The following is a 21423-nucleotide window of genomic DNA, read 5'->3' on the forward strand; positions in this document are numbered from 1 at the left end:
AGCCGTGCGCCCCGGCGGAGGGGCGGCCCCGTGGCTGCGGGAGGCGCTACCCGCAGTGCCTCCAGTAGGTCTCGTTGTGGTTGACGGCGCGCGGGGCGGAGGCCTCGGACGTCTTGCCGGGCAGCATCGCGGCGGACGTGACGGTGTACGTGCCGACCGCCGTCGACCCGTGGCAGAGCGTCGCGTGGAAGTAGTTCGAGTACACCCTTCCGGTGGTGAGGCCGTGGTACCAGGTACCGCCGCCGACGTAGCTGATGGCCGCGTCGGCGACACCGGCCGTCGCCGCGGTGAGCCCGGCGGCGAAGACCAGGGACGCGGCGGCGCGCTTCAGGGGGTGGGGCATGTCGTTCCCTCTCACGGCCTCCGGCACGGTTGTCGGCGGAGGCCTTCGTCGTGCGGGGACGGTGCGCGGAGGGTGCGGTCGGGCGGGCCTCCCGGCCGCGCGCCGGGGGGCTCCGTGTCGGGGACGGACGACGGGGGCGGCGGCGCGTTCCGCGGGGCGGGGCGTTTTCCTCACTGCCGTCCCGCTCGTGCCGACGCAAGAAAAAAGTACCGCACGGAGTGCTTCGGTAACTCTTTGTGGCCACTATCGGACAGGAATTCGCCCGTAGCAGGGTTCTCCGTGCGTTCCGGTCTAGCGGGCGGCGCCCGGGCCTTGCTCTGCGTCACCGCCGGTGAGGCCGTCGCGCAGGCGTGCCAGCTCGGCCCGGAGTCCGTCGGCCAGTTCGACGGCGCGGTCCAGGCCGGGCGCGGGGGCCGCGTCCGCCGGCCCGGGGACGGGTTCGGCGGCGGGCCGCTCCGGGGCTGGCCGGTCCAGCAGGGAGGGGTCGGGGGCGATGCGCACCTGTTCCGAGGCGCCCTCGGCCTCGATGTCGAACACCACCCGGTCCGACCGGTGCCAGCTCTCGAACCACTCCAGCGGGGTGCCGTCCCGGTCGAACGTCCCGCCCTCCAGCAGCAGGAGCGGGGCCTCGGCCGCCACCCCGAGCTCCAGGGCGATGCGCGGGTCGGCGGGCACGGCCCGGATCTGCCGGCGCCCGCTCGTGGGCACGGCCCCGAACCGCTCCTCCATGAGGCGGTGCAGGGAGGCGTCGCGCAGCATCGCGGCCTCCAGGCCGGGGAAGCGCTCGGCGGGGAGCCAGGTGCGCACGTAGGACAGCGGGTCGCCGCCGACCGAGCGCACGCGCTCCAGGCGGAGCAGGTCCCGGGTGCCCAGGTGCCCGACCGCTGCGGGGCCCCCGGAGAGGGAGGGCTCCAGCGACAGCACCGCCGTGGACAGGCTCAGCCCCTCGGAGGAGAACTGGTCGAAGAGCCCGGTGACGCGCTGGACGAGCCGGTGGTGCTCGGTGGGGACCGCGGCGACCGGGGCGCGGCCGCGGGTCCTCCTGACCGAGCCCTCGTCCTCCAGGGTGGCCAGCGCCTGCCGGACCACGCTGCGGGAGACCCCGAACCGCTCGCGCAGGGCCGCCTCGCTGGGCAGGGTGTCGCCGGGGGCGATCGAGCGGTCGCGGATCTCGGCGCGCAGCACGCCGGCGACCTGGGCGTGCAGGGGGCGGGGGTCGGTGCGGTCGACGGGCATGGGCGCCATTCTAGGGCCGGGCGTGCGGGCGGGGGCGTGCCCGTGTACGGCACGCTGCGGATCCGGGTCGCCCGACCCCCGCACGGAACCGGGCGCCGGAACGGCGGTGTGCCCGCGCCCCGACGGGGACGCGGGCACACCGTTCACGGGTGCTCCGGAGGGAGGGGCGGCCGAGGGCGGGCGGGGCCGCCCCGACCGCCCGGCGGCGCCGCGCGGAGCGGACACTGCCGAGCGGTCCTTCGCGCCGCTACCGCGCGTCGGAGCGGGACGCCTGCCAGACGTGCCCCCAGCCGGGGGCGAGCTCCGCGGCCCGGCGCAGTGCCAGGACGAGGCTGGCCTCGCGGGCGATCCCGCGGCCCGCGATGTCGAACGCGGTGCCGTGGTCGACCGAGACCCGCACCACGGGGAGGCCGGCGGTGATGTTGACGCCGTCGTCGCCGTAGACGGCCTTGAAGGGCGCGTGCCCCTGGTCGTGGTAGCAGACCGCGACCAGCTTCCACTTGCCGTTCACCGCGGCCGGGATCAGGGCGTCCGCGGGGAGCGGGCCGTGGGCGTTGATGCCCTCCTCGCGGGCCAGGGCGATCGCGGGCGCGAGGACGTCGGCGTCCTCGTCGCCGAACAGGCGGTTCTCCCCGGCGTGCGGGTTGAGCCCGGCCACCCCGATCGGCTCGTCCGGGCTTCCCTGGGCGCGGGCGAACGCGCTCATCAGGCGCAGCACCTCCAGGGTGCGCTCCTGGGTGATGCCCTCGATCGCGTTGCGCAGGGACACGTGCGTCGTCAGGTGGAAGAAGGACAGCTCCCCGGCGGAGAGCACCAGGCTGTAGTCCCGCACCCCGAACTCGTGGGCGAGCAGTTCGGTGTGGCCCGGCCAGGCGTGGCCGCCCAGGTGCATGGCGGCCTTGTTCAGCGGCGGGGTGACGATGCCGTCCACCAGGCCGCGCTTGGCCAGGTCGACCGCGGCGATCACGAACCGCGCCGCGCCGTCGCCGGCCTCCGCGCTCAGCTCGCCCGGCGGCACGTGGCCGAGGGAGGGGCCGGTCTGCACGACGTCGATCACGGCGGGGTCGTCGGCCGCGTCGGCCGGGGACTCGACGGGGTTGACCGCGGCCGGGTCGCCGCCGACGGCGGCGACCGCGTTGCGCAGGGCGTCGGCGTCACCGATCACCACGGGGCGGGAGTACTCCCGGACCTCGGGGTGGTTCAGCAGGGACTTGGCGGTGATCTCGGGGCCGATGCCCGCGACGTCGCCGAGGGTGACTGCCAGGGTGGGGCGGCTCATGCGTTCCTGCCTTTCGTGTGGCGGACCGCGTCGGCGGCCTCCAGTAGTGCGGTGGGGGATCCGAATCCCCCGGCCTTGGTGACGATGGCGCGGCCGTGCCGGGGTCCGCCGGACAGCGTGCCGAGCGGGATGCCCGGGGCGACCTCGCCGGTCAGGGCGATGGCGCGCGCGTCCAGGGCGGCGGTGAGGGCGCGGGCCCCGTCGCCGCCGGTGACCACGAAGCCGGACAGCTCGTGGCGCGCGGCCAGGTCGGCGGCGAGCGCGCCGAAGCGGCGGGCGACCGACGCGGGGTCGAGCGCCCCGTCGCGGTCCTCGGGCGCGACCAGCGCGGTGTGGGCCGCGGCCGGGTCGAACCGGTCCAGGACCCCGGCGGACCAGGCGCGCCAGGCCGCGTCGTCGGCGAGGTCGCGCGGCGCGGGCTGCTCGATCCGGGTCCGGTCGTCGGCGGCCAGCTCCTCGACCTGGCCCCGGGCCGTCTGGTGGAGCGAGGTGACCACGACGAGGGCGGGGGCCGGTTCGGCCTCCGCGGCCCAGGAGTCGGCCAGCCGGGCGGCGAGCCCGGCCGAGCCGACCGGCACGGCGTCGGGGCCGAGCGCGGTGACGGCGGCGGCCAGGCGCGCCAGGTCCTCGTCGGTCTCGGCGTCGGCGACCACGATCGGTCCGGCGGCGCGCAGCAGTGCCGCGTCGGCGGCGGCGTCGACGCCGGTGAGCCGGACGTGGCCGGCGCCGAGCAGGACCGCGACGCGGCTCTCCGACACCGGGGTCACCGGGTCTGTGCCGACCGCGGTGCGGTGCACCTCGACCCCGTCGACGAGGAGGACCCCGTCGCGGACGGTGCGGCCGTTGGCCGGGAAGGCCGGGCAGACCACGGCGACCGCGTCCGGCGACCACGCGTCGAGGACGGCGTCGATCTCCGCGCGGATGGGGCCGCGCAGCGTGGAGTCGACCTTCTTGTACAGGCGGGCCGCCCCGGCGTCGCGCAGGCGGCGGACCGCCTCCGCCGCGGCAGCGGCGGCGAGGTCGGCGGGCAACGCGCGGGAGTCGGTGCTGACGGCGACGACCTCGGCGTTCGGGGTCGCGGCGTCGAGCTGGAGCTCCGTGCTCCACCCGGCCCGCAGGAACTGCACGGCGGTGTCGCCCGCGCCCGTCAGGTCGTCCGCGACGACGGCGACGCGCGGTGTGACGGGGGTGCTCACGAGTCGGACTCCTTCTGCTCGGTGGTGTCGGTACCGGCGGCGGGTGCCGCGGCGGACGCCCGGCCGGCGCCGGTGGCCGCCGTCTCCGCCCCGGCGGCGGTCTCCCCGCCGGCCGGGGCCCTCTCGGCCTCGGCCGCCTCCTCGGCCTTCTCCGCCTCGGCGGGGGAGGCCCCGGCGCGGCGCAGGACCCAGGTGGTCACGAGCGGCGCCAGGATCGCGGTGACCAGCACGCTGGCCGCGATCTGGGAGGTCGCCGTGCCCATGTAGGCGGCGAAGGACGGGTCGGCGGCGGCCACGATGGCGGGGGTCGCGACGGCGTTGCCGGAGACGGTGCCGGCGGCGAAGCCGATGCCCGACTCCTTGCCGCGGCGCAGGATCAGCTTGTAGCCGAGGTAGACCAGGCCGCCGGTGAACAGGGTGATGGCCACGCCCAGCAGGATGCCGGTCAGCCCGCCCCGGGCGACGTCGGCGAGGTCGATGCCCGCGCCGAGCGCGAAGGCGAAGAACGGGATCACGATGGAGGGCACGGGCTTGAGGACCTCGCGCCACTGCGCGTCCACGTTGCCGACGACCACGCCGAGCAGGAACGGGATGATCGCGGCGACGAGGGCCATCACCGGGATCTGGCCCAGGCCCGAGGCGCCGATGAACAGGAGGGCGATGAACGGGCCGTCGTTGATGGCTCCCGCGATGTAGGCGCCCCGGTCGCGGGAGCGTCCGTACTGGCCGGTGATCGCGAGCCACAGTCCGCCGTTGGCGTTGGTGGTGGCGGCGAGCAGCGCCAGGATCGACACCCCGAGGATGCCGTCCGGGCCGGTGAAGACGGCGAGTCCGACGATCAGCAGGCCGGGGATGAGGCTCTTGCCGAGCAGGACCACGCCGGTGGCGGCCAGGACGGGGCCGCCGGTCCGGAGCGTCACCTGTGTGCCGGTGGCGAAGATGAGGAGGGCGATCAGCGGCAGGGCGCTGTCCTTGAACAGCGCGGTGGTGAAGCTGCCGATGTCCAGCGCCCCGGGGGCGAAGGTTCCGATGAGCGACCCCAGGACCAGCGGGACCAGCATGGCTCCGCCGGGGATCTTGTTCATCCAGTGGTAGAGGGGCACCAGGCTCCCGTGGGCGTCGCGCATGAGTGTCCGTTCGCAGGGGTGTCCCGGCGGGGACCTCGGAGGATCCGGACCGGGACTCATCTTGTCCGTACAGAGTGTACGTACAATTTGGGATGATGTCAGCCGGGGCCACAAGATTTCACAGTGGCCCCGGCCGTATCCCCTGCGTGACAGGGCGCGTGTCGGTGTTCGTGCCCGTCAGGACAGCACGGCCTCCCGGGTCTCGGCGCGGTCTCCGGCGGCGGCCGCCGCCCGGCGGGCGCGCAGGTGGTGGACGACCACGGCGACGGTCGCCGCGATGAACACCACCTGCATGGCGGTCCGGACCGGCAGGCTCTCGCTGAACCCCGCGCTCGCGCCGGTCATGATCGAGTAGACGTTCGCGGGGAACATCGCGACCATGAGCGCGCCGAGTCCGGCCGCCGCCCAGGGCGAGGTGCGCGCCCACAGCAGGCCCGCGGCCCCGGCGAGCTCCAGCACCCCGGTGACGGTGACCAGCAGCTCGGGCGCGGGCAGCAGGGGCGGGACCATGGCGACCAGCTCCTCGCGCAGCCCGACGAAGTGCGCCACGCCGGTCAGGGTGAACATGGCCGCGAGTCCGCCGCGCAGGGCGCGCGACCAGGAGCGCAGGGGCCGCACGCCGAGCACGCCCAGCGCGAGCAGTGCGGTGTTGGTGCCGATCAGGGTGATGAGCGGTTCCATGGCGGGCCTCCGGTGGGTGGTGTCCCGAAATCTTTCTACTGGAAAGATTGCCTCGCGGCGCCCCAACTTGTCAATGGAAAGATGGAGGCAAAACGATATTTGGCGTGCGGCGGAACCTGCGGTGGGGGCCGGGCCGTGGGAGAGGCGGGCCCGGGCCCGTCCGGACGGAGGGCGGCGCGGGCCACGGTGCGGAGGGCGGGCGGGAGCGGCGGCCGGGGCCGGCGCGGGCTCAGGAGGGGGAGGCCAGCCTCTCCACGGCCCTGCGGGCGGTGGCCGCGACGCCCGGGTCCGGGTGCTGGCGGCCGATCGCCTCCAGGACGGGGACGGTGTCGGGGTGGCGGTCCGCCCGGAGGCGGTCGACGTCGTCGAGGATCAGCTCCTCGATGCCCTCCGTGCACTCGGCGGTCAGGAAGGCGCGCAGGTTGGCCTCGTCGGGGTCCAGCGCCGCCGCGAGCATGTCGATGACGACCAGGGCTCCGTGCCTGTCCATGATCCGGTCGACCTCGTGCCGGGCGAGCATGCCGGAGGAGAGGAGGACGGAGGCGGCCAGGCCGACGGCGGTGGGCTCACCGGAGCCGAGGAGGGACCACAGGTCCGGCACCAGCTCGGAACTGGTCGTGTCCAGGACCTTCGCCCCCGTCCACCGGCGCTGTGCGCGGCCCGGTCCCCGCACCGCCTCGGCGATCTCCCGCAGGGCGAGCGCGGGGGTGCGCTGCTCCAGCCACGCGTCGAACGAGCACAGCCGGCCCTCCGGGGACAGGGCGCCGAGGGCGTCGAGGAGTTCCCCCGCCCCCGCCAGGTCCTCCGCCAGCGGGGCGGGAGCGCCCACCGCGAGCAGGATCCGTCTGACCCCGAACCGGCCCAGACCCGTCAGCCGCGCCCAGAAGGGGCGGGAGCCGTCCCCGCTCCCGTGGCCGTGGCGCCCCACGACCACCGCCCCGGTGCCGGTGAGCCGCCACAGCGAGCGCAGGAGCCGGTCGGCAGCGGGATCGGAGCCCTCCCGCACCGCGCCGGGGTCCGGCCGGCCCGCGCCGGTCAGGGTCTCCAGGGGGGTGCGGGCGCCGTCCGGGGCCTCGTAGAGGAGTCTCAGGGCCCGGGGGAGGAGGGCGTCGGCGCCGGCGGGGGAGAGGGGGTCCTGGTCCTGCCCGACACCGTCCTCGAACACCTGCGACCACCAGCCGAGGATCCGGTCCGGGGAGCGTGCGTGCTGCTCCAGGCGCCGCGCGGGGTGGGCGTTCCCGGCCCCCAGCTCGACCAGGCCGAGCCGGACGGCGGTCCGCCACGGCCGGACGAACTCCTCCACGTCGGGCGCCGGGCCGAGTCCCTCCAGCCATCTGCGGCGCCGGCGGGGGTGGTCCTCCAGGCCGCGGGGCCACAGCCCGCACTCCCGGACGGCGTCGCGCACGTCGGCGGTCCCGGGCAGGCCCCTGGGGCAGACGGGGGTCGCCGGCCCGCACCAGCGGGCCAGGCCGAGGGCGTCGCGCAGGGGCGGGGACGCGAGTGCGGCGAGGGCGAGGTCCTCCGGGGGAGGGAGCGAGACGGGGCGGGCCGGGAGCCGCAGGCTGTCCGGGGACGCCGGTTCGTCGGAGGGCATGGTGAGCTCATGGATTCTCTTGTGTGGACCGTGATTCCTCTTCTTCTACCGTGCCGGTGGGACGCGTTGTGGCGGATTCGCCAAGTTCGCCCCGTGGCGCCCGGCACACCGGCCCCTCACGCCCCACGGAGGCGGACGCGGGGAACCGGGCCCCGTCGACCGCGGACAGCGGCCCGGACGTCCGCACCTGCCCCCGCAGTCACGTAGCGTCATGGTGTGGCGGAACCCCCTCCGCCCCGGCGGCACCACTCCCACATCACCGAAAGGGCGGCCCGTGGTCGAACGCAGAGCCCTGGACATGGACTCCCTCGCGGTCAGCGACCGGTTCCGGCTGTTCAACTTCACCCGGCGCGACGACCACGTCACCTACCTGTGGATCCTGCGCGCCATGGACCGGCTGCGCGAGGTCCACCAGGTGCAGGTGTCCCCCGACGACGTCGCCGCGGCCCTGCGCGAGCTCGCCGCCGCGCACGACCAGGTGCCCACGCCCGACCGCGGCCTGCGCGACCGGCTGGACGAGCTCCACGCCGACCGCGTCGTGCACCGCTTCGACGACGCCTCCCGGGCCGGGAACCTGGTGCGCTACCGCAACCGCCAGTCGGTCTACCAGTTCAGCGAGCTGGGCTACTGGGCCTACCAGGCGGTGGAGAACCTGCTCGGCGCGCGCATCGAGGACGTCAACCTGTCCCGCCTGGTCTTCTCCGAGGTCCTGGACGACCTGCGCGCCCTCGCGGAGGCCAACCGCACCGGCCGGGCCGAGCACGTCCACCGCAGGCTCGCCCGCCTGGACTCGGCCATGGAGGACATGGGGCGCCGATCGGCGCAGTTCCACGTCACCCTGGGTGAGATCCTGCGCTCCACCGACGCCTCCCCGGACGTCTTCCTGCGCCACAAGAACGCCCTGCTGGTGCACATGTCCGACTTCACGGCCGAGCTCGACCGCCACCTGCCCCGCCTGGACCGCGCCGTCCGCGAGGTCGAGGAGACCGGTCTGGCCACCCTCCTCTCCCGCGCCGCCGACGCCGACGAGCGCCCCTTCATGGAGCGCGCCGAGCGCCGCGCCGACTGGGAGCGCCGCTGGCAGGCCCTGCGCGCCTGGTTCTCCTCCGACGACGCCGTCCCCGCGCGCGCCGCCGAACTGCACGCGGCCACCAGGACGGCCGTCTCCGGCGTGATCGCCCTGCTCCGGCAGATCACCGAGGCCCAGCGCGGCGGCGTCAACCGCTCCAGCCAGCTGCGCCACCTCGCCACCTGGGTGTTCAACACCCCCGACGACGGCGCCGCCCACGCCCTCATGGGAGCGGCGTTCAACGTCCGCTCCGCCCGCCACCTCGGCGTCGCCCACGACGACGAGGAACAGATCTCCCCCGGCCTGACCTGGTGGGACGCCCCCGGGGTCGAGGTCTCGGTCACCCTGTTCCGCAGCGGCACCGCGCCCACGGCCGGCGTGCCCAGGCCGGTGCGGCGCAACCCCGGGGCCCAGGCGCGCCTGCGCGGCAAGCAGGCCGCCGACCGCGGGTCCGAGCGCAGGTCGGCCGAACGCCTGGTCGAGGAGGGCGTCCACGGCCGTGTGCTGGACGAGACCGACACGCGTATCCTGCTGCGCCTGGTCACCCGCGCCCTGGAGGCGCGCACCGTCGTCGCCGGACGCCTCTCCTCGGCCTCCGGCGAGGGCGACGGCACCATGGTCCGCCTGGTCCCCGACCCGGCGGGCAGCACCGTGCGCACCAGCCAGGGCCGGATCCACCTCCCGGGCCTGCGCCTGGAGGCGACCGCCCACCGGACACGAACGAAGAACCCCTGATGCCCCGAACCTCCGCCCCCGCGGTCGCCCCCGCCGACCTCGGCTCCTACCAGCAGGCCGTGCGGCGCGTCCTCACCTGCGACCTCATCACCGCCTCGCGGCCCCGCCCCGGCGTCCTCGACCAGGTGCTGCGCTGGGCCGACGAGCTCGCCGCCGACCTCCACCGGCTCTTCGGCTACACCCTGATCGCCACGACCGACCACGTGCGCCTGGTCCGCGAGCTGGACGCCCTGGACCCCACCCAGACCCAGGCCTTCTCCCGCCGGGGCAGGCCCTTCGACCGGCGCAGGCTCGCCTACCTGTGCCTGCTGCTGGCCTCCTTCCAGCGCTCCCAGATCGAGATCAGCCTCGCCGACCTGGTCGCCCGCCTCACCCCCGCCGCCAACGCGGTCCAGGGCCTGGGCTACGACCCCACCGACGGATCGCACAAGGCCGCGCTGGTGGACGCCGCCCACTGGCTCCTCGACCGGGGCGCCCTGCACCTGTCCGACGGCTCGCTGGAGGCGTGGGCGGCCACCGGCGACCAGGGAGACGCGCTCTTCGACATCGACCACGAGGTCTGCGAGGTGCTGTTCCGGCCGGCCCGCCCGGTCCAGCACCTGGGCAGCGCGGCGGGACTGCTCGCCGAACCGCTGACCGCGGCCTCCCCCCGCGAGCAGGCGGCCCGCCGGGCCCGGCGCCTCCTGGTGGAGCGCCCCGTCGTCTACTTCGCCGACGTCGAACCCGAGGTCGCCGACGTCCTGCGCGGGCGGGGCGCGGCCGAGGAGCTGGCCCGCGCCACCGGCCTGAAGGTGGAGCGCCGCGCGGAGGGGGTCCTGCTCGCCGACCCGGCGGGCACCTTCACCGACCGCCCCTTCCCCGGGCGCGGCGGCGCGGTCAACCGCACCGCCGGGCTCCTGCTCGCCAAGGTCGCCGACCTCCTGGAGACGTCCCTGGCGGCGCTGGTGGTGCTGCCCGTGCCCCCGCTCCCCGCCGACCAGGCCGCCCTGGTCCGCCTGGTCGACGCGGGCCTGCCCCGCGACGGGGTCGTCGCCGGACTCGCCTGGACGCCGGAGCCCCCCGGGGCGGACGACGGCGCGGGGCCGCCGGAGCGGCTGGAGGCCCCCCTGGTCGAACGCTCCCGGTGGGAGACGATGATCCACGAGCTCTTCGCCGAGTTCGGCGCGGCCTCCTTCGGCGGCGCCTGGCAGCAGGACCCCTACGGCCTCCTGGACGCCGCCCTGGCGCTGCTCGCCGAGCTCTCCCTGGTCCGGCCGGTCCCGGGCGGGGCCCTGGTGCTCCCCGCCGCCTCCCGCTACCGCAACCTCCAGGGCGCGCTGCCCGAGCGCGCCGACAGCGGCCAGCTCCCCCTGGGGCTGGCGGACCCGGCGCCCGCGGAGGCCGCCCCCGCCGACCAGCCCCCCTCCGAGACCGCACCCCCCGACGATCCCGGGCCGGCCCCCGAACCCACGGCCGCCCACGCCCCCGCGGAAGGAAACCGATGACCTCCAGGAGCGACCGCTTCCGGCCCAGCCGCGCCGGCGTCATCAACGTCTGGGACTACGTCGACGAGGAGTTCGTGTTCGCCGACGGCCGCCTGGTGCTGCGCGGGCACAACGGCTCGGGCAAGACCAAGGCCCTGGAGGTGCTCTTCCCGTTCGTGCTCGACGGGTACACCGACGCACGCCGCCTCGACCCCTTCAGCGGCCAGAACCGCACCATGAAGTCCAACCTGCTCTACCGGGGTGAGGACTCCGCGTACGGGTACGTGTGGATGGAGTTCGCCCGCCCCGACGGCGACCGCACCGAGACCGCCACGCTGGTCATCGGACTGCGCGCGCACAAGCACCGCGACGGCGTCAACCCCTCGTTCTTCGTCACCGACCGGCGCCTGGGCGTCGACTTCGGCCTGCTCGCCTCCGACGGGCGCCCGCTCACCGAACGCCAGCTCAAGGGCGTCCTGGGCGACGCCGCCTGGCACGCCACCGCCGCGGACTACCGCAAGGCCGTGGACGCACGCCTCTTCGGGCTCGGCGAGCGCTACACCCAGCTCCTGGACCTGCTCCTGGCGCTGCGCCGGCCCCTGCTGGCCAAGGACCTGGACCCCGACAAGGTCTCCGAGACCCTCACCAGCGGACTGAGCCCCCTCGACGAGACCCTCCTGGACCAGGCCGCCCGCGACTTCACCAACCTGGCCGCCGTCCAGCGCCGGTTCGACCAGGCGACCACCGCCCACGCCGCGACCACCGCCTTCGCCGGCGAGTACGCCTCCTACCTGGACGTGCACGCCCGCCACCGGCTCGCGCGCCTGCGCACCGCCACCGGCCACGCCGCCGAGCGGGCGGCGGCCGTCACCGAGGCGCGCGGGACCCGGGAACGGGCCTCAGTCGAGCACGCCGCCGCCTCCGCGAGGTCCGAGGAGCTCGACGCCCGCGTCCGCGAGCTGGCCGCGCGCAGGAGCGGGCTGGAGGCCGACGACGCGTTCCGCAGCCACGCCGCCCTGGAGGTCGAGCGCGCCCACAGCGCGGAGACCGCCCGCGAACTCCGCGAACAGCAGGCCCGCCTGGACGTCCAGGCGGGCGAGGTGGGCGCCCTGCGCCGTGAGGCCGACCAGGTCGCCGACGACCTCGAACGGGTACGCGCCCGCACCGGTGAACTCGCCGCGGAACTGGCCGAGGCCGCGGACCGGGCCGGCCTGGCCCACGACGGGGAGGGGCCCGCCGACAGCGGCGACGACCTGCCCTCCGCGGCACGGGCCCGCGCCACCGCCCGCCGCGCCGACGTGGACGCGGTGCGCGAACGCCTCCGCGGGCTCGCCGGGGCGGAGACCGCCCGCGCCGCGGCCGACCGGGCCGCCGCCCGCGCAGACGAGCGGCTACAGCAGCGCGAGCAGGAGTGCGGGGAGGCGGACGAGGCCCTGGCCGCCGCGCGCGCCGCCGCCGCCGACGCCCTCGCCGCCTGGGCCGGGCACTGGGCGCAGGGCCCCTCCCCGGTCACCGGCGCCGCCTGCGTCCAGGCCCTGGAGCAGGCGCTGGAACGGTTCGGCGAACCCGGCACCCCCGCCCTGGCCGAGGTCTACGGCGAGCACACCGACCAGCAGCGCCTCGACGCGGCCGGCCGCGTGCGCACCCTGGAGGACCGAAGGGAGCGGCTGGACGGGGAGACCGCGCGCCTCACCCGCGAACGCGCGGACATCGCCGCCGAGCGCGACGACGCCCCGCCCGCCGACCACCGGCGCACCGCGTCCCGGGAGGGCCGCCCCGGCGCCCCGCTGTGGCGGCTCGTCCGGTTCGCCGACACCGTCGCGGACGCCGACGCGGCGGCGGTCGAGGGCGCGCTGGACGGGGCCGGGCTGCTCACCGCGTGGGTCCACCCGGACGCCGACGCCACCCGCGCGGCCCTGGAGGCGGGGGAGGCCGACGCCTACCTCCTGCCCGCCGGCGAGACGGTCGCGGACGGGGGCCGCACCCTCGCCGAGGTGCTCGTCCCCGAGCAGCAGGACCTGGTGCCCCAGGACGTGATCGCCCGCGTCCTGGCCTCGGTCCGCCTGGACGGCGCCGCGGGCGGCGCGGACGCCCCCGGGCCCTCGGGGGCCGCCCCGGCGGAGCACACCGTCACCGCCCGGGCCGGGTTCGCCCAGGGCCTCCTCGTGGGATCCTGCCCCAAGGACGTCCCCGAGTTCATCGGCGCCACCAACCGGGCCCACCGCCGCCGCGAGCGCCTCGCCGCCTGCGACGCGCGCCTGGCCGAACTCGCCGAGCAGGGCGCCCTGCTCTCCGACGACCTCGACCGCGCGGGCGAACTCCTCAAGGCCTTCACCCGGGCGAGGTCGGCCCTGCCCGACACCGCCCCGGTCGACCGCGCCGTGCGCCGCGTCGAGCACCACTCCACCCTCCTGGCCTCCGCGCGCGGCGAGAGCGAGGAGCGGCGCCGCGCCCTCGACTCCGCCGTCGCCGAGGTGGACGCCCACCGCCACCAGGTGCGCGCCGTGGCCGCCGAACGCGCCCTGCCCGTGCGCCCGGAGGCCGTCGAGGCCGTGGCCTCGGCCGTGGACGACTTCGCAGCTGCCGCCCGCGACCTCCACACCGCCCGCGCCGAGGCCGCCCGGCACACCGCCGACCTGGACGGGCGCCGGGAGACCATCGCCCGGCTGGGCGGTCGGCTGGAGGAGGACCGCGAACGCCATGAGGAGCGCCTGCGCGAGCACGAGCGGGCCGTCGCGGAGCTCGCCGCCCGCGAGGAGGGCATCAGCGCCCCGGTGCGCGAGATCATGGCCGAGCTGGAGGCCGTGCGGGGGTCCTTGCGCGGGGCCGAGGCGGAGCAGCGCGAGGTCCGGGCGCGGGCGTCCTCCGCGCACGAGACGATGATCCGCGCCGACCGCGACCTCGAACACGGGCAGAAGGCCCTCACCGACGCCTTCACGGCCCTGTTCGAGCACGCCGACGCCTTCGCGGCCCTGACCCACCCCGACCTGCGCGCCACCCTGGGTGTGGAGCCCGGGCCCGCCTGGCCGGACCGGGGGCTGTGGCCCGAGCCGGAACAGGCCGCCGAGAAGGTGCTCGCGGAGGGGGACGCGGACCCCCGGGACGCCGTCCGCGCCGTCCTGCCGCCGGCCGCGGTGGCGCTGAGCGACGCCTTCGCGCAAGCGGTCGACCCGGGCCGCGCCGTGACCGACGGCGACCTCAAGTCCGCCTCCACCCGCGTCTCCAACGCCCTGCGCGCCTTCCAGGACGCCCTGGGCGGCGACGCGGAGGGCTACCGCGTCGACCACGACTTCGGCACGAGCGGGATCATCACCGTGTTCGTCAACGACGAGACGGGCCGCAACCCGGTCTCCGCCTTCGCGCGCACCATCGCCGACCGCGTCGAGGACCAGGGCGCGCTCCTGCGGGAGGAGGAGCGCGGCGTCCTGGAGGACGAGCTGCTCAGCGGTATCGCGCAGCAGATCCACGAGCGCGTGCGCGTCGCCCGCGACCTGGTCGCCGGCATGGACCGCGACACCCGCTCGCGGCCCATGTCCTCGGGCACGCGCATCGGCATCCGCTGGAGCCGGTCGGACCGCCTCACCGAGGACCAGGCCCTCGCGGCGCAGCTGCTCAAACGCGACGCCGCCGGTCTGGGACAGGCGGGCCTGACACGTCTGCGGGAGGTCCTGCGGCAGATGATCCGGGCCCACCACGCCGCGCACCCCCGCGCCACCTACAAGCAGGTCCTGGCCGCGGTGCTGGACTACCGGGCCTGGTACCGGTTCGAGCTGCGCATGGCCGTCCCCGGCCAGGACGAGGTCCGCCTCACCAAGAACAAGCACGAGCAGATGTCCGGCGGCGAGAAGTCCGCGGCGATCCACCTGCCCCTGTTCGCCGCCGCCAACGCCCTCTACACCTCGGCGTCCCCCACCTGCCCGCGGATGGTGGCGCTGGACGAGGCGTTCGCCGGGATCGACGACCGGTACAAGCCGGAGCTCATGGGGCTGACGGTCACGTTCGACCTGGACATGTTCATGACCGGGCACGACCTGTGGGTGCACTACGACAGCGTGCCCATGGCCTCCCACTACGACATGCACCACGACAAGGGCTCGCACACCGTCTCGGCGCTGTTCATGCTCTGGGACGGTACCCAGACGATCGACGCCGACGCGGGGTTCGCCGGGAACGAGGAGCTCGCGGCCGAGCTCCTCGGGTTCACCCCCAGCCGCTACGCCCCGCTGTCGGCAGCCGGGACCCTCCTGGAGGACACCGGCGGGTGAGGCGGTGGAGCGGTTCCGCGCCGCCGTGCGCCGAGGGGTGCGCGGCGGGGGCGGTCAGCGCAGGTGGGAGGCGCCGTTGACGTCCAGGACGGCGCCGGAGGACCACACCGCCTCCGGCGAGGCCAGGTACAGGACGGCCGCCGCCACCTCCTCGGGCGCGGCCACCCGCCCGAACGGGCTCTGCGCGCGGACCTCGTCGGTGACCCGGTCGGCGACGCGCTCGGTCGCCACGAACCCCGGGGCCACGGAGGCGACGGCGATGCCGTGCGGGGCCAGGGCCGCGGCCAGTGACTGCCCCAGGGAGTGCAGCGCGGCCTTGCTCGCCCCGTAGGCCGGGTGGTCGGGCTCCCCCTTGTAGGCGCCGCGCGAGCCGACGTTGACGATGTGCCCCGGGGCCCCGCGGTCGATCATGTGCCGGGCGGCGAGGTAGCCGATGTTGGCGGCGGCCACCACGTTCACGTCCAGGGTGGCCCGCCAGGCCTCCTGCCACTCCTCGTAGGAGACACCGGCGACCGGGTGGGCCGTGTTGACGGCCGCGTTGTTGACCACCACGTCGATCCCGCCCAGGGCCGCGACCACCCCCGAGACGAGGTCGGCGGTGGCCGCGGGGTCGCGCAGGTCGGCGCGGAACAGCGCGTGCCCCTCGCCGGGCAGGCCGGCGAGGGTGCGCTCGGCCTCCTCCACGCTGTTCCCGCAGTGGACGGCCACACGGTCGCCCGCCCCGGCGAAGGCCCGGGCGACGGCCCGGCCGATGCCCCGGGCCGCCCCGGTGACCAGCACGTTCCGGTTCACCGGCCCCTCCCCGGGGTCGGGGCGGGCGCGGCGGACGTCGGATGATGAGGCATGGGCGGCATCCTAGCCCCCGCCCCCGGGTCCTTCCGCGGGCGGGGGCCGGGGACGGGGCCGCGCGGCCGGGGGGCCCGGCGCCGGGGTGTCAGGATCCGTTCCCCGCCCGCCCCTCCCCGGCACGCAGGCCGAAGGGCAGGCCGAAGCCGGTCAGCCAGCCCCCCGCGCGGAGCAGGCGGAACACCTCGTGGGTGACGTCGTGGTCCGGCGCCTGGCGCGGCGGCCAGCCGAAGGCCTCCCCGATCGCGGACCAGCTGGGCCCGTGCCCGTGCTCGCCCCGGTAGGCGTCCACCCACCGGGCCACCTCCGCCTCACGACCGGAGAGGAGGTCGCGCGCACGGTCGGCGACGGGCACGTCGAGCGGCGTGGTCGCCGGGACCTGCTTGGGAGGGGTCCTCGGCGGCTCGGGCCGCACGGCCAGGGGCTGCGTCAGCTCGGTCAGCCGCGCGGCCACGACGCCGCCGGAGGCCGAGGCGTCCTCGATCCACGACACCTCGGCCAGCCACGTGAGGAGTTCGGACAGCTCTTCGTCCCCGGAGAGGGCGCAGGCCGCCACGACGTCCCCGGCGGGCAGGGACACGGAGCCGCAGGGGTCCGCGTGGAGGGCCAGGTGGGCGGCGACCAGCCGGAGCCGGTTGGGCTTCTTGCGGAGCTTCTTGTGGGCGAGCGCCTGGGAGAGCCATCCCGAGGCGCGGGACCGCACGCCGTTGCCGACCGTCCACAGGTCGCCCCGCAGGCCCGGCAGCTCGCACAGGGCGGGGTTGGCGGCGTCCGCCCCGATCACCGCCTCCGGCGTGGAGGCCAGCCACCCGGTCGAGGTCAGCTCGACGAGCGCGGCGTGCGCGTCCTCCAGGCGCAGCATCCGCAGGTCCTGGCCGGTGAAGTTGGCCCGGCCCGTGACGGCGCCCCGCACCGCGAAGGTCAGTCCCAGGAGGCGGCCGTCGGGGGTGGCGCCGACGCCCTCCGCGGCCAGGCGTGCCCACAGCCCGCGCAGGAGCGCCGCGTGGTGGGGGCCGATCGGCAGGGTGCGCTTGCGGTCGACCGGCACCTTGGCCTGGGGCTTGGCCAGCGCCTCCTCCCGTGCGCGCTTGCGCTCCTTCTTGAACGCCCGCAGCTCCGCGTTGGACAGCCTCCGGGGCGCCCCTCCCGGCGGGGTGGTGATGCCCTGCTCCTCGCAGCGCGCGCACTCCATGGCCGCGGCCAGGTCCTCGTTGGGCCGGAAGAAGTGGGGCTGCGCGATCTCGTGGGGCACGGGGGACGGGTCCCGCGCGTCACTGGTGGCGGTGTGCTGCGTCATGGTCAGGAGGGTAGCGACGAATCTGCGCCGGTGTCCGGCATCTGGCGAATGTGACCGGGCGGCGCGCCAGAGCGGTTCCGCCCGGGGGAGTCCGACGGGGTCCGGCGGGGCAGGAACCCGGCATGGGTGAACTGGTGCTGATCAGGCACGGGCAGACCGAGTGGAGCCGGGACCGCCGGCACACCGGGTGGACCGACGTCCCCCTCACGGAGGAGGGCGTACGGCAGGCGGAGGGGCTGCGGCCCCTGCTGGAGGCCCGCGACATCGGAAGGGCGGTGGTCAGCCCGCTGGCGCGCGCCGTCCGCACCGCCGAGCTGGCGGGGCTGGGCGGCGGCGCGGCCGACCCGGACCTGAGGGAGTGGGACTACGGGGGCTACGAGGGGATCACCACCGCCGAGATCCGGCGAGGGCGCCCCGGGTGGGACCTGTGGCGCGACGGCGTCGTCCCCGGCGGGCCGGACCACCCGGGGGAGGCCGTGGAAGCGGTCGGCGCGCGCGTGGACCGCGTCCTGGAGGGGGTCGCGCGGTCGGTGGGGGAGGAGGGTGCCCCGGACGTGGCCCTGGTGGCGCACGGGCACGTCCTGCGCGTGCTCACCGCCCGCTGGCTGGGGCTGGAGCCGGGGGCGGGGGCGCTGTTCGCCCTGGGCACGGGCTCGGTGGGCACGCTCGGCCGTGAGCACGGCCGACCGGTGGTCACCTCCTGGAACCTGGCGCCGTCCGCCTGACCCGGCCCCGCCGGGCGCCGTCCGACGGCGGGCCCGGCCCGTCACAGGCCCCGGAGCCGGGTCCGGCCCGCGGCCCCGCGCGCGGCGCGGGCCACCCGCGGGTCCCGGTGCAGGCGGCCGATCGCCTCCAGCGCGGGGACGGTGTCCGGGTGCCCGCACAGCCACAGGCGGTCGGCGCTCTCCAGGAGGGAGGCGTCGAGGCCGGAGGGGAAGGCGAAGTCGAGCGCGGCGGCGAGGTCGTCCGCCCCGGTCCCGGCCGCGGAGGCCAGGTCCAGCACGAGCCACGGGCCGAACCGGTCCAGGACCGCGTCGATCTCCTCCTGGGGGAGCATCCGGGAGGACAGGAGCACGAGGGCGGCCAGGCCCGCCGCGACCCGGTCGGGGGCGCGCAGCATGGCCCGCAGCCTTCCCGCGAGGCGCGAGCTGACCATGTGCAGGACCGAGGCCCCGGTCCGCCTGCGCAGGGTCAGGCGGGGATCGGCGACCGCCCGGACGATCTCCTCCAGCGCCTCCTCCGGGGAGCGCCGGGCCAGCCAGGGGTCGACCAGCGCGCCCTGGTCGGCAGGGCGGACGCGGGCCAGGGAGTCCAGGAACTCCGCGGCGTCCGTCACGGCGAGGTCCTCGGCCAGCGGGGCGCGGACACCGCGCCGGAGCAGCAGCCTGCGCACGCCGTAGCGGCCCAGGTCGGTCAGTTCGACGTCGGGGTGCGCCGGCGGGCCGGACGCCTGCGCGGAGGGGGAGGCGGGAGGGCCGTCCGCGCACTCCCCGCGACCGGGGTCCCCGCCCGCCGCGCGATCCGCGGGTGGCGGGGCCTCCTGCTCCGTGCCGAGGATGACCGCCCCGGTGTCGGAGAGCTGCCACAGCAGGTGGAGCACCAGGTCCGGGTCCGGTTCGGGGCCGGCGGGGAGCGGGGGTGCTCCCGGGAAGGGCGGTGCGCTCGTGGCGAGCGAGGCCAGCGGGACACGGGCCCCGTCCTGCCCCTCGTAGAGGCGGAGCAGGACCGCGGGCAGCAGCTCCGGTCGGTGCCCCCTCGGCGGATCCGGGTCGAGGAGGTCGGCGCGCGCGTACCGCACGGCGTCCTCGAACAGCCGCATCCACCAGTCCAGGACCTCCTCGGGGTCGTGGACGCGGTCCTCCAGCCCCGGAGCGGGGCGCGCCCGGGCGGTGTCGACCTCGATCATGCCCAGGACCACGGCCGCCTGCCAGGGGGCCATGAACTCCGCTGCGTCCGAGGCCGAGCCCAGGCCCCGCAGCCAGGCCACGCGTGCGCCGCGGTCGCGCACGAGCCCGTACGGCCACAGGCCGAACCGCTCGATCGCGGCGCGGGCGCTCTCCGGGCTCGGCACCCCGGGCCCGGACACGGGGGTGGCCGGGGCGCTCCACCGGGCCAGGCGCAGGGCGTCGCACAGCAGGGGTGTGCCCAGGGCGACCTGGGCGAGCACCTGCGGTCGCAGCAGTGACACCGGCCGGACCGCGGCCCGGCCGGGGCCGCGGCGGTCCAGGTGCGAGGTCTCGTTCGACGCCATGTCCGCTCCCGGTTCTCTCTCGTGCTGTCCGACCTTCCCCTTCTACCGTTCCGGGGTCGCCCCGTGGGGCGTTTCGGAGAACAACGGCGGCGGGGAACGCGAGGCGCGGGGCGTTGGTCGGCATCGGGGCGCCGCGGTCCTCGGGAGCGGACCGGGGCGGTCGCCGGACCCGCGGCCCGTGGCACGGGTCCGGCCGGGACGGGGGAGGGACGGTTCTCCCACCGGCGGCAGGACCGGGTCGGTGCGGCGCGTGGCCGACCAGCGCCGACGCTGTTCCCCCGCGAGGGGGACGGTCCCGTCATTGAGGGTTGAGCAGGGGAAACTCGGGGCTCGACGGACCGGATCTGGCCCCGCTCATGTCGCGGGAACCAGGCATGGGTTACGACGTGTCCCTGGGGTCACCGGTTCCACATTCGGCGGGTCCGATGGCGTGGACACCGGGGACGTTCCGCCGCCACCTGGGGAACAACCGTACCTTTCGCGCGCGGGGAGGACGGGGCGCCCGGACCCGGGAGTGTCCTACCGGGGGGTTGACATGTCGGCAAAAGGCATATTGGCTAGGCCACTGAGCCGTATGAGCCAGATCACAGCCCTGCTTTTCGTCTGATCGGTACACGACATGACCCCGCAACTCCTCACCATCCTCGCCCTCCTGGCGATGTTCGTCATCGCCACGGTCCTGCCGATCAACATCGGCGCCCTCGCCTTCGTCGGGGCCTTCCTCGTCGGCGTCCTCGCCCTGGGCATGGACACCGACGCCATCCTGGGCGGTTTCCCCGCCGACCTCTTCCTCACACTGGTCGGCGTCACCTACCTCTTCGCCATCGCCAAGAACAACGGGACGATCGACCTCCTCGTACGCGCCGCCACGCGGCTGGTCGGCGGCAGGGTCGTCGCCATCCCGTGGATCATGTTCGGCATCAGCGCCCTGCTGACCGGCGTGGGCGCCCTCAGCCCCGCGGCGGTGGCCATCGTCGCACCCATCGCCCTGGGCTTCGCCGTCAAGTACCGGATCAACCCCCTGCTCATGGGCATGATGGTGATCCACGGCGCGCAGGGGGGCGGGTTCTCCCCGGTCAGCGTCTACGGCGCGACGGTCAACGGCATCGTCGCCGACAGCGGGCTCGCGGTCTCGCCGCTCACCCTCTTCCTCGGCAACCTCGTCTTCAACCTGTGCATCGCGCTGGTCCTCTTCGTCTCCCTGGGCGGCAACCGCCTGGTCGGCGCGCGGGCGCAGGAGTTCGAGGCCGCCGGGCACGCCGCGGCGCGCACGGGCGCCGCCGCGGTCTCCGGCTCCGGCGCGGACGCGGTCGGCGGCTCCGTCGCCGTGGCCACCGGAGGCCCCTCCGGGACCTCTGCCGCCGGCGCACCCGCGGACCCGCCTGAGGACGGCCCCGCCGAAGCGTCCGCGGACGGTCCGGCGGGCGGGCCCGTGCGGTTCGACCAGCTCGCCACCATCGCCGGCATCGTCGTCCTCGGCGTGCTCGCCCTGGGCTTCGGCCTCGACGTCGGTTTCGTCGCGCTGTCCGTGACGGTCGTGCTGGCGCTGATCTCGCCCAAGGCCCAGAAGAACGCGCTGTCCCAGATCAGCTGGCCCACGGTGCTGCTGATCACCGGCATGCTCACGTTCGTCGGCGTCATGGAGAGCGCCGGGACCATCGACTACGTCGGCGACGCCGCGGCGAGTCTGGGAGCGCCGCTCCTGGTCGCGCTCGTGCTCTGCTACATCGGCGCCGTCGTGTCGGCGTTCGCGTCCTCGACCGCGATCCTGGGGGCGACCATCCCGCTGGCGATCCCGTTCCTCATGATGGGCGAGATCAGCGCGACCGGCGTGATCGTGGCGCTGGCGGTCTCCTCCACCATCGTCGACGTCAGCCCCTTCTCGACCAACGGCGCCCTGGTGCTGGCCAACGCCTCCGGGGTGGACCCGGACAAGTTCTACCGGCAGATCCTCGTCTACAGCGCCATCGTGGTGCTGGTGGGACCGATGATCGCCTGGGGAGTGCTGGTCGTGCCCGGCCTGCTGTGACCGGGCCCGCGC

At 75.9% G+C, this 21423-nt stretch carries 15 protein-coding genes; 5 read left to right on the top strand and 10 right to left on the bottom strand.

Annotation, left to right across the window (positions count from 1 at the left end):
* Nucleotides 1-46 precede the first annotated feature (46 nt).
* The 7 genes from OUQ99_RS11200 to OUQ99_RS11230 form a co-directional block, all read right to left on the bottom strand.
* On the bottom strand, nt 47-343 hold the full coding sequence (locus tag OUQ99_RS11200; RefSeq protein ID WP_267949375.1) for a lactococcin 972 family bacteriocin: 297 nt from the start codon (nt 341-343) through the stop codon (nt 47-49).
* 291 nt (nt 344-634) lie between these two features.
* Entirely contained in the window at nt 635-1588 is a 954-nt protein-coding gene (locus OUQ99_RS11205) for a GntR family transcriptional regulator (RefSeq protein ID WP_267949376.1), read from the bottom strand.
* A 238-nt stretch (nt 1589-1826) separates the two neighbouring features.
* Nucleotides 1827-2858, bottom strand: a complete 1032-nt coding sequence (pdxA, locus tag OUQ99_RS11210; RefSeq protein ID WP_267949377.1) for a 4-hydroxythreonine-4-phosphate dehydrogenase PdxA — start codon at nt 2856-2858, stop codon at nt 1827-1829.
* A complete protein-coding gene (locus tag OUQ99_RS11215) occupies nt 2855-4054 on the bottom strand; it encodes a four-carbon acid sugar kinase family protein (RefSeq protein WP_267949378.1) in 1200 nt (399 codons plus the stop codon). Before OUQ99_RS11215 ends, pdxA begins: the two co-directional genes overlap by 4 nt.
* The gene (locus OUQ99_RS11220; RefSeq protein WP_267949379.1) at nt 4051-5181 is read right to left on the bottom strand and encodes a 2-keto-3-deoxygluconate permease; all 1131 of its coding nucleotides are present in this window, start codon (nt 5179-5181) and stop codon (nt 4051-4053) included. The genes OUQ99_RS11215 and OUQ99_RS11220 overlap by 4 nt, the downstream gene beginning before the upstream one ends.
* Nucleotides 5182-5358: 177 nt before the next feature.
* Entirely contained in the window at nt 5359-5862 is a 504-nt protein-coding gene (locus OUQ99_RS11225) for a DoxX family protein (RefSeq protein WP_267949380.1), read from the bottom strand.
* Nucleotides 5863-6091: 229 nt separating this feature from the next.
* On the bottom strand, nt 6092-7456 hold the full coding sequence (locus OUQ99_RS11230; RefSeq protein ID WP_267949381.1) for a hypothetical protein: 1365 nt from the start codon (nt 7454-7456) through the stop codon (nt 6092-6094).
* Between the two features lie 274 nt (nt 7457-7730).
* On the opposite strand from OUQ99_RS11230, the gene OUQ99_RS11235 reads away from it, so the two are divergent.
* The 3 genes from OUQ99_RS11235 to OUQ99_RS11245 are packed head-to-tail and all read left to right on the top strand — an operon-like array spanning nt 7731 to nt 14988.
* On the top strand, nt 7731-9260 hold the full coding sequence (locus OUQ99_RS11235; protein WP_267949382.1) for a TIGR02677 family protein: 1530 nt from the start codon (nt 7731-7733) through the stop codon (nt 9258-9260).
* Nucleotides 9260-10744: a DUF2398 family protein gene (locus OUQ99_RS11240; protein WP_267949383.1), complete on the top strand. Its 1485-nt coding sequence runs from the start codon at nt 9260-9262 to the stop codon at nt 10742-10744. Before OUQ99_RS11235 ends, OUQ99_RS11240 begins: the two co-directional genes overlap by 1 nt.
* Nucleotides 10741-14988, top strand: coding sequence for an SbcC/MukB-like Walker B domain-containing protein (locus OUQ99_RS11245; protein ID WP_267949384.1), 4248 nt, complete (start codon nt 10741-10743; stop codon nt 14986-14988). The genes OUQ99_RS11240 and OUQ99_RS11245 overlap by 4 nt, the downstream gene beginning before the upstream one ends.
* 54 nt (nt 14989-15042) lie before the next feature.
* Here OUQ99_RS11245 and OUQ99_RS11250 read toward each other — a convergent pair whose 3' ends face one another.
* Together OUQ99_RS11250 and OUQ99_RS11255 are read right to left on the bottom strand one after the other, a co-directional pair.
* On the bottom strand, nt 15043-15780 hold the full coding sequence (locus OUQ99_RS11250) for an SDR family NAD(P)-dependent oxidoreductase (RefSeq protein WP_267949385.1): 738 nt from the start codon (nt 15778-15780) through the stop codon (nt 15043-15045).
* Nucleotides 15781-15922: 142 nt separating this feature from the next.
* Nucleotides 15923-17131: a hypothetical protein gene (locus tag OUQ99_RS11255; RefSeq protein WP_267949386.1), complete on the bottom strand. Its 1209-nt coding sequence runs from the start codon at nt 17129-17131 to the stop codon at nt 15923-15925.
* A gap of 122 nt (nt 17132-17253) precedes the next feature.
* Here OUQ99_RS11255 and OUQ99_RS11260 point away from each other — a divergent pair, with 122 nt between their 5' ends.
* A complete protein-coding gene (locus tag OUQ99_RS11260) occupies nt 17254-17856 on the top strand; it encodes a histidine phosphatase family protein (RefSeq protein ID WP_267949387.1) in 603 nt (200 codons plus the stop codon).
* Nucleotides 17857-17897: 41 nt separating this feature from the next.
* Here the strand turns inward: OUQ99_RS11260 and OUQ99_RS11265 are convergent, their stop codons facing one another.
* The gene (locus OUQ99_RS11265) at nt 17898-19382 is read right to left on the bottom strand and encodes a hypothetical protein (protein ID WP_267949388.1); all 1485 of its coding nucleotides are present in this window, start codon (nt 19380-19382) and stop codon (nt 17898-17900) included.
* 619 nt (nt 19383-20001) lie between these two features.
* Between OUQ99_RS11265 and OUQ99_RS11270 the strand changes: the two genes are divergently transcribed.
* Nucleotides 20002-21411 carry an SLC13 family permease gene (locus OUQ99_RS11270; protein ID WP_267949389.1) on the top strand — a complete coding sequence of 470 codons (1410 nt, stop codon included), beginning with the start codon at nt 20002-20004 and terminating at the stop codon, nt 21409-21411.
* Nucleotides 21412-21423: the final 12 nt, after the last annotated feature.

Source organism: Streptomonospora nanhaiensis (genome assembly GCF_026642255.1).
Lineage (GTDB): Bacteria > Actinomycetota > Actinomycetes > Streptosporangiales > Streptosporangiaceae > Nocardiopsis > Nocardiopsis tropica.